The organism is Streptomyces boncukensis, from assembly GCF_011045075.1.
GTDB lineage: Bacteria > Actinomycetota > Actinomycetes > Streptomycetales > Streptomycetaceae > Streptomyces > Streptomyces boncukensis.
Map to the genome: position 1 here is coordinate 1 of NZ_JAAKZZ010001060.1, position 826 is coordinate 826.

Genomic DNA, 826 nt, shown 5'->3' on the forward strand with positions numbered 1-826 from the left:
CCCCCGCCCCGGGCGCCCGGCTGCGCTGCGCCGTCCTGGACGACTTCCAGGACGCGGCCACCCGGTTCGCCGACTGGAGCCCGGTCGCGGACCGGGTCGAGGTCACGGCGTTCCGCGACCACCTCGCCACGGAGGACGAACTGGCCGCGCGGCTGGCCGACTTCGACATCGTCGTCACCCTGCGCGAACGCGTCCCCTTCCGCGCCGCCCTCCTGGAGCGCCTCCCGCGCCTGAAGCTGCTCGTCGCCTCGGGCATGCGCAACTCCGCGATCGACTTCGCGGCGGCGGAGCGCCGGGGGATCACCGTGTGCGGCACGGCCAGCTCCTCGGCGCCGCCGGTCGAGCTGACCTGGGCGCTCCTGCTGGGCCTGGCGCGCGGCCTGGTCCAGGAGCACACGGCGCTCCGCGCGGGCGGGCCCTGGCAGTCGACGGTCGGCGCCGACCTGTACGGCCGCCGCCTGGGGGTCCTGGGGCTGGGCCGGATCGGCACCCGGGTCGCGGCGATAGCCCGCGCGTTCGGCATGGAGGTGTCGGCCTGGAGCCGGAACCTGACCCCGGAGCGGGCCGGGGCAGCGGACGTGCGGCTGGCCGGCTCCCTCGAAGAGCTCCTGGAGACCAGCGACTTCCTCACGGTCCATCTGAAGCTGAGCGACCGCACGCGCGGCCTTCTGGGCGCGCCGGAGCTGGCGCGGATGAAGCCCACGGCCTACCTCGTCAACACCTCGCGGGCCGCGATCGTCGACCAGGACGCGCTGCTGGGCGCCCTGCGCGGGGAGCGGCTCGCGGGTGCCGCTGTGGACGTCCACGACGCCGAGCCCCTCCCCGC

General features: G+C 76.2%; 1 protein-coding gene. It reads left to right on the forward strand.

Features of this window, described 5'->3' with window-relative positions; all coding sequences use genetic code 11:
- Nucleotides 1–20: 20 nt before the first annotated feature.
- On the forward strand, nt 21–826 hold an 806-nt coding region (locus G5C65_RS37925), incomplete at its 3' end, for a D-2-hydroxyacid dehydrogenase family protein (protein ID WP_165303627.1).